The following is a 6,816-nucleotide window of genomic DNA, read 5'->3' as shown; positions in this document are numbered from 1 at the left end:
CGAGGGCAAGCAGTCGGTGGCCGACAGCTTCGAGATCCGCCGCACGGCCCTGATGATGAAGACCCCCTACTTCACCACCGCCGCCGGCGCGCTCGCCGCCGCCCAGGCCATCGCCGAGACCGCCAAGGCGCCTCTCGAGGTCCGGCCCCTGCAGAGCTACGCCTGACCGTCTAGAGCGCCCCGGCCATCTGGGCGAACATCACCCCGGCCGCCGCCGCCATGATCGCCACCGCCGCCCAGCCCACCACGCGCTGGACCGGGGTGGCGGTGAAGGCGCCCATGATCGATTTGCGGGTGGCCACCAGCATGATCACCGCCATCAGCGGAACGGCGATCACCCCATTGATCACGGCGCTCCAGAACAGGGCCCGGATCGGGTCCAGGGGCGAATAGTCGAGCACCACCCCGGCCAGGATCGCCACGCTGATCACACCGTAGAAGCCGTGGGCCTCGCTGAAACGGCTCTCCAGGCTGGCCTTCCAGCCCATGGCCTCCGAGAGGGCGTAGGCCGCCGAGGCGGCCAGCACCGGCACCGCCAGCAGCCCAGTGGCGATGATGCCCAGGGCGAACAGCATGAAGGCCAGGTCACCGGCCAGGGGCCGCAGGGCCATCGCCGCCTGGGACGCCGTCTGGATCTGGGTGATCCCGGCCGCGTGCAGGGTGGCGGCGGTGGCCAGCATCACGAAGAAGCCGATGCCATTGGCGTAGGCCATGCCGAGATAGGTGTCCCAACCGATCCGCTTGAGTTCGTACTCCGCCTCCTCGGGGTGCTCGGTCAGGGGATGCTCGTCGGCGTGGAGGCTTACGTCCTCCACCTCCTCCGACGTCTGCCAGAAGAACAGGTAGGGGCTGATGGTGGTGCCGAACACAGCCACCACCACCGTGGCCGTGGCCAAGTCCAACTGGATCTGCGGGGCGATGGTCTGGGCCACGACCTCAGTCCAGGGGATATGGGTCGCAAACGCCACCGCAACATAGGAGAACAGGGTCAGGGTCATCCATTTGAGGAAGCCCACATAGCGATGATAGGGCACAAAGACCTGCAGCAGCAGGGTGAACACGGCCAGCCCCAGGGTGAAGATGTGCCGGCCGCCGCCGAACACCAGCTGGGCGGCCTCGCCCATGGCGGCCACGTCGGCGGCGATGTTGAGCACGTTGGCCAGCAGCAGCAGGGCCACGGCGGTAAGCACCACCCAGCGCGGAAAGGCGCGGCTGATATTGGCCGCCAGCCCGCGGCCGGTCACCCGTCCGATGCGCCCGCAGACCGACTGGAAGGCCGCCATGAAGGGATAGGTGAGGAAGGCGGTCCAGAGCATGCCCAGGCCGAACTGGGCGCCCGCCTGGCTGTGGGTGGCGATGCCGCCGGGATCCTCGTCCGCCGCCCCGGTGATCAGGCCGGGGCCGAGCGCGGTGAACGGATTGAATCGTCGAGGCGCCGCCCTCGTCGTTCCATCCGACGTCGCGGCCTTGCGTGCGATCTCGCCCTTGTCGATGCCCATGTCCCCACATCCCATAGTCCGCGTCCGTGACACAACAGCTTGACCCGACAAGCCTCACCAATTGACCGAACGCGGTTTGGGGAGCACGCTCCGGTTGTCGCCTTGCTTCGGCAGGCGCGAAGGGCGTGCTTCCGGCGGCCCCTGATGACTGACCGGACTAAGCCCTAGAGGGCGCCTGTCGCAGTCTGGCGTGAGGACTTGTTCCTCCAACAGAATGCGAGGGAAACGCCATGTCAGAAGATCTCAAGACCGGCGAAGGCGCCGTCCACCACCACAAGAACCGGCACCTCTATGAACGTTTCGAGGGGCTGATCGGCGTGTTGATGGTCGCCGCGATCGTCGTGCTGGCCATCGGACTGGTCTACGGCGTCATGACCACCGGCGACTCGACGCCCGCCTGGATGCGCTAGAGCCAACCGGCGGCCTGGTCTGGTCGGGGGACGCGCTTCAGAGCGTCCGCGCCAGCACCGGGTCGTCGTAGACCCTGGCGCCGACCTTGAACCTGCGCACGCCCACCTCCACGAAACCCTGGCGGGCGTAGAAGACCATTGCGCGCTCATTTTCGCGATAGACCCCCAGCAGCATGCGGCCAAATCCCGCCGCCCGGGCGCTCTCCAGCGCCGCTCCCATCAGCCTCCCGCCCAGACCCGAGCCGTGGAACCTGTGCAGCAGGTAGATTCGCTTCAACTCGACATCCCCCGCCTCCGAGAGCGTCAGCAGGTCCGGCCGACAGAGCAAGGCGTAACCCACCGGCGCCTGTCCCTCATCCGTCTCGGCCATCCACAGCCGATGGTCGGGCTTGGCCAGGGCGCGGAGGTAATAGGCCTCGCCATGCTCCGTCGCGCAGTGGTCCAGGATGTCGGCCACCGGCAGGGTCCCGGCATAGGTCTCCAAAAACGTGGCCTGGCCCACCAGGGCGAGGGCCGCGGCGTCGCGGGGGCCGCAGGGCCGGATCGTGATGCTCATGGTCACCTCCCGCGCCGCATCTAGCACGACTGACGCAGGGTGAAGCTGGCGAAGGCCCCGGCCCTGCGCTAGGCGTCGTGCGAGTTCGAACAACAGGTCTGGGGAAACGACATGACGGGACGCGTTTCAGGCAAGGTGGCGCTGATCACCGGCGGGGCGAGCGGCATCGGGCGCGGTTGCGCCGAGCGGCTGGCCGAGGAAGGCGCCATCGTCGTCATCACCGACCTGCAGGACGACAAGGGCGCGGAACTGGCCGCCGCCATCACCGCCAAGGGCGGCAAGGCCCAGTATCACCATCACGACGTCACCTCCGAAGAGGCCTGGATCAAGGTCGCCGCGGCCATCAAGGCCGACCACGGCCGGCTCGACATCCTGGTCAACAACGCCGGGATCGGCATCTCCGGCTCGGTGCTGGACATGGCGCTTAGCGATTTCCAGCGCCAGGTGGCGATCAACCTGGACGGCGTCTTCCTGGGGGTGAAGCACTCCATCCCGGTGATGCGCCTCAGCGGCCAGGGCGGCTCGATCATCAACATGTCCTCGGTGGCCGGCCTCAAGGGCTCGGCGATCCTGGCCGGCTACTGCGCCACCAAGGGCGGGGTGCGCCTCTTCACCAAGGCCGTCGCCATGGAGTGCGCGGGCGCCAAGGACGGCATCCGGGTCAATTCCGTCCATCCCGGCATCATCGAGACCCCGATCTGGGACTCCATCGTCGGCACCGGCGAGCCCGGCGACAACGCCCATCCGCCGCGGCCCATCGTGCTGGACGCCATGAGCCAGGATGCGGTGCCGCTCGGCGTGAAGGGCTATCCCCTGGACATCGCCAACGGCGTCCTGTGGCTGGCCTCCGACGAGAGCCGCTATGTCACCGGCGCCGAATTGGTCATCGACGGCGGCCTCTCGGTGAAGTAACCGGCGGGCCATGACCGCCACCCTGCACGTGATCTTCGGCCCCTCGGGCGCCGGCAAGTCGACCTACGCCCAGCAGCTCGCCCGCCGCGAGCCGGCGGTGTGCTTCGCCATCGACGAATGGATGGCCCGGCTGTTCGCCGCCGACATGCCCGAGCCGCTGGAGTTCGAGTGGATGATGAGCCGGGTCGAGCGCTGCGAGGCCCAGATCTGGTCGGTGGCCGCGGGCGCCATGGCCGCCGGAACCTCGGTGGTCCTGGACCTTGGCCTTATGCGCCGGTCCGACCGGGCCCGGGTCGCGGAGATCGCGGAGGCCTGCGAGCTGCCGATCCAGTTCCACTTCGTCACCGCCGACCCGGAGGTCCGCCGCGCGCGGGTGCTGGAGCGCAACGAGGTGCGCGGCGAGACCTTCGCCATCGAGGTCAGCCCCGACATGTTCGACTTCATCGAGGGGGTCTATGAGGCGCCCGACGCGGAGGAGCTGAAGGGCGCCATCGTCTCCGAGAGCGCCTGACGGCGGTCAGCGCATCGGCGGGAACAGGTGAGCCGGCCAGGTGGCGTCGGCGGCCCGATGATAGGCCTCGCGGTGCGTCAGGCGGGCGTTGTAGTCCAGCAGCACCGGATGCTCGGGGAGCTCCTTGCGGTAGAGCGAGGTGGAGATCACCGAACCCAGCATGACGTCGGCGGCCGAGAACCGGTCGCCCAGCAGATATTTGCGCCCCTTCAGGCTCTCAGTCAGGACGTGGACGACGGCCTCATAGTCGCCGAAGCCGGTCTCGCGGCCGGGCAAGTCGATATGCTTGCCATGCAGCACCAGCAGCGGCTCCAGCACCGCCGTCGAATAGACCATCCACTTCAGGTAGGCGCCGCGCTCCACCTCGTCGATCTTCGGCGCCAGGGTCCCGTAGCCGTAACGGTCGGCCAGGTAGAGGCAGATGGCGGGGTTCTCGCTCACCACCACCTTGCCGTCGGTGACGGTGGGCACCTTCCCGGACGGATTGAGCTTCAGATATTCAGGCTTCTTCTGGTCGCCCTTGGCGATGTCGACGGTCCGGACCTGGAAGGCGACACCGAGTTCCTCCAGCAGCCAGTAGGCCGTGAAGGCTCGGCTGGCGGGCGAGTGGTAGAGGGTGATCCCTCGCTTGGCGGTCATGCGATCTCGTCTTTCGTTGCAGCGGCAATCTAGGCGCCCCGCCCGACAGGCGCCACCGCGCGCCGCCGTTTGCGCCCCGGCGCCCGGACCTTCCGCCCCGGTTTTGCGACGCAAATCCAGTCGCGGGGATTATGCTGCATTGCACCCCTTGAGTTTTCACGCCCTGGCTTCTATCCTCTATCCCCCCGGTCGCCTGCGCCCGCGGCCGGAACACAAACCCAAGGGCGAACCCGAGTCACCTATCTGCCATGGAAAAAGTCCCGATGACCGTCGAGGGCTATCAAGCCCTCGACGAAGACCTAAAGCGTTTGAAAACCCTGGAGCGACCAGCAGTGATCGCGGCCATCTCGGAAGCTCGCCAGCATGGCGACCTCTCGGAAAACGCCGAATACCACGCTGCGAAGGAGCGCCAAGGCTGGATTGAAGGCCAAATCGCCGACATTGAAGATCGGATGGCCCGCGCACAGGTCATCGACGTGTCCAAACTTTCCGGCACTCAGGTAAAGTTCGGCGCCACGGTCTCCGTCGTCGACGAGGACACCGAGGACTCGGCTCGCTACCAGATCGTTGGCGAGCACGAAGCCGACGTGAAGTCGGGCAAGATCTCCATCGCCTCTCCGATCGCGCGCGCGATGATCGGCAAGGAGATGGGCGATGTCGTCGAGGTCAACACCCCCGGCGGCACCAAGGCCTACGAGATCCTCAAGGTCGAGTGGGTCTAGCTAGGTCTTAGCTGAGACATAAAGGTCGTTATGGTGAAGCTGGCGAGAGCCAGCTTCCTGACTCGCGCCTGAACACACGGAACCTGCGCTTGGCGAAATCCCCCGACACGCCGCCGCTCGTCATCTGGGCCGTCTCCGACGGGCGCGCCGGGATGGAAAGTCAGGTCGTGGGCCTGGCCAACGCCATCGCGGCCAAGCGCAAGGCGCAGGTATTGGTCAAGCGCGTCGCCTGGAAGGGCCGCATCGGCCGCCTGCCCTGGTGGCTGAACCCCTTCCCGCTACGGGCCCTCAAGCCCGAGAGCGGGATCGCTCCCCCATGGCCCGACATCTGGCTGGCCGCCGGCCGCGCCACCCTGCCGCTCTCCATCCGCATCAAGGCCTGGTCGAAGAACGCCACCTTCGTGGTCCAGACCCAGGACCCGCGGATGCCCACCAGCCTGTTCGACCTGGTGATCCCGCCCAAGCACGACCGGCTGCAGGGGGAAAACGTCTTTCCCATCACAGGCTCCCCCAATGGCGTCAACGCCAAGCGCCTGAAGGCCGAGCTGGCGCGGTTCAAGAAACTGATCGCACCCCTGCCCCATCCCCGGGTGGCGGTGGTGATCGGCGGCAAGTCCAAGGCCCACAACCTGTCGGTGGAGCGCGCCGCGGCCATCGCCCACGAGATCGAGCTGCCGCTGGCCCAGGAGGGCGGCTCGGTCATGGTCACCTTCTCCCGCCGCACCCCGGACGCCGCCCGCGCCCTGCTCACCGCGCGGCTGAAGCACATGCCCGGCGTGATCTGGGACGGCGAAGGCGAGAACCCCTATTTCGCCTTCCTGGCGGCCGCCGACTACATCCTGGTGACCGAGGACTCCACCAACATGGCCACCGACGCGGCCTCCACCGGCAAGCCGGTCTTCATCGTCAAGATGGAGGGGGAGAGCCTGAAGTTCCGCCTGTTCCACGAGGACCTGGAGCGCCTGGGCGCCGCCCGGCCCTTCGGCGGCGCCTTCCACAAGTGGAAATACCCGCCGCTCGCCGAGACCGACCGCGCCGCCGCCGAGGTGCTGCGCCGCTATGACGAACGAGCTCCAGCGTGAGCGTCGAAATCCGCCCCGCGACGCCGGCCGACCTGGCCGCCATCCTGGCCCTGGACCCGGTGGCCCGCCGCGAGGAGCGCCGCCACGACTATGTCAGCCGCGCCGTGGCCGGCGACCGGGGCATGGATGTCCGCGTGCTGGTGCTCGACGGCGACCTGGCCGGCTACGCCATCATGGCGGAGTTCTTCGGTCACCCCTTCCTGGAGCGGATCTATACCGGCGAGCGCTTCCTGCGCCGGGGCGTGGCCGGCGCCCTGATGGCCAATATCGAGGCCAACTTCGAGGGCGACCGCATGTTCGTCTCCTGCAACGAGTCCAACGAGGTGATGCGCACTCTGCTGGTGGCCCGCGGCTACCGGGTCTCGGGCATGGTGGAGAACCTGGATCCCGGCGACCCGGAGCTGTTCTTCGTGATCTTCCGCGACGCCCTGGACGCCGCCATCGAGGCCGCGACCCTCGACTAAGGCCTGCGCGCTAGAGCCGCC

10 protein-coding genes are annotated in these 6,816 nt (G+C 67.7%); 7 read left to right on the top strand and 3 right to left on the bottom strand.

All coding sequences use genetic code 11. From position 1 onward, the window contains the following. Positions 1-166 (top strand): hypothetical protein (locus tag Q7T09_RS20465; protein ID WP_370689206.1); only part of this gene is annotated, 166 nt, incomplete at its 5' end. Positions 167-170: 4 nt separating this feature from the next. On the opposite strand, the gene Q7T09_RS05305 is transcribed toward Q7T09_RS20465, so the two are convergent. Next, a complete protein-coding gene (locus Q7T09_RS05305; protein ID WP_304698222.1) occupies positions 171-1,499 on the bottom strand; it encodes an NRAMP family divalent metal transporter in 1,329 nt (442 codons plus the stop codon). Positions 1,500-1,729: 230 nt separating this feature from the next. Here Q7T09_RS05305 and Q7T09_RS05300 point away from each other — a divergent pair, with 230 nt between their 5' ends. Further along, a complete protein-coding gene (locus Q7T09_RS05300; protein ID WP_304698220.1) occupies positions 1,730-1,909 on the top strand; it encodes a hypothetical protein in 180 nt (59 codons plus the stop codon). A gap of 37 nt (positions 1,910-1,946) precedes the next feature. On the opposite strand, the gene Q7T09_RS05295 is transcribed toward Q7T09_RS05300, so the two are convergent. Further along, positions 1,947-2,465, bottom strand: coding sequence for a GNAT family N-acetyltransferase (locus Q7T09_RS05295; protein WP_304698218.1), 519 nt, complete (start codon positions 2,463-2,465; stop codon positions 1,947-1,949). A 111-nt stretch (positions 2,466-2,576) separates the two neighbouring features. On the opposite strand from Q7T09_RS05295, the gene Q7T09_RS05290 reads away from it, so the two are divergent. Continuing rightward, a complete protein-coding gene (locus Q7T09_RS05290) occupies positions 2,577-3,377 on the top strand; it encodes an SDR family NAD(P)-dependent oxidoreductase (protein ID WP_304698216.1) in 801 nt (266 codons plus the stop codon). A gap of 10 nt (positions 3,378-3,387) precedes the next feature. After that, positions 3,388-3,888, top strand: a complete 501-nt coding sequence (locus tag Q7T09_RS05285; RefSeq protein WP_304698214.1) for an ATP-binding protein — start codon at positions 3,388-3,390, stop codon at positions 3,886-3,888. Positions 3,889-3,894: 6 nt separating this feature from the next. On the opposite strand, the gene Q7T09_RS05280 is transcribed toward Q7T09_RS05285, so the two are convergent. Next, positions 3,895-4,527, bottom strand: coding sequence for a glutathione S-transferase family protein (locus Q7T09_RS05280; protein WP_304698213.1), 633 nt, complete (start codon positions 4,525-4,527; stop codon positions 3,895-3,897). Positions 4,528-4,775: 248 nt separating this feature from the next. On the opposite strand from Q7T09_RS05280, the gene greA reads away from it, so the two are divergent. The 3 genes from greA to Q7T09_RS05265 all read left to right on the top strand — a co-directional run bounded on the left by greA (position 4,776) and on the right by Q7T09_RS05265 (position 6,795). Beyond that, positions 4,776-5,249 (top strand): transcription elongation factor GreA, encoded by a 474-nt coding sequence (gene greA, locus Q7T09_RS05275; RefSeq protein WP_304698211.1) that lies wholly within the window; start codon positions 4,776-4,778, stop codon positions 5,247-5,249. Between the two features lie 89 nt (positions 5,250-5,338). Then, positions 5,339-6,331, top strand: a complete 993-nt coding sequence (locus Q7T09_RS05270) for a mitochondrial fission ELM1 family protein (RefSeq protein ID WP_304698209.1) — start codon at positions 5,339-5,341, stop codon at positions 6,329-6,331. Then, entirely contained in the window at positions 6,328-6,795 is a 468-nt protein-coding gene (locus tag Q7T09_RS05265) for a GNAT family N-acetyltransferase (RefSeq protein ID WP_304698206.1), read from the top strand. Before Q7T09_RS05270 ends, Q7T09_RS05265 begins: the two co-directional genes overlap by 4 nt. Positions 6,796-6,816 lie beyond the last annotated feature (21 nt).

The organism is Phenylobacterium sp., from assembly GCF_030645195.1.
In the GTDB taxonomy this organism is placed as follows: Bacteria; Pseudomonadota; Alphaproteobacteria; order Caulobacterales; family Caulobacteraceae; genus Phenylobacterium.
Note: the sequence above shows the minus strand (reverse complement) of the source record. Positions and strands in the feature narration are given on the sequence as shown.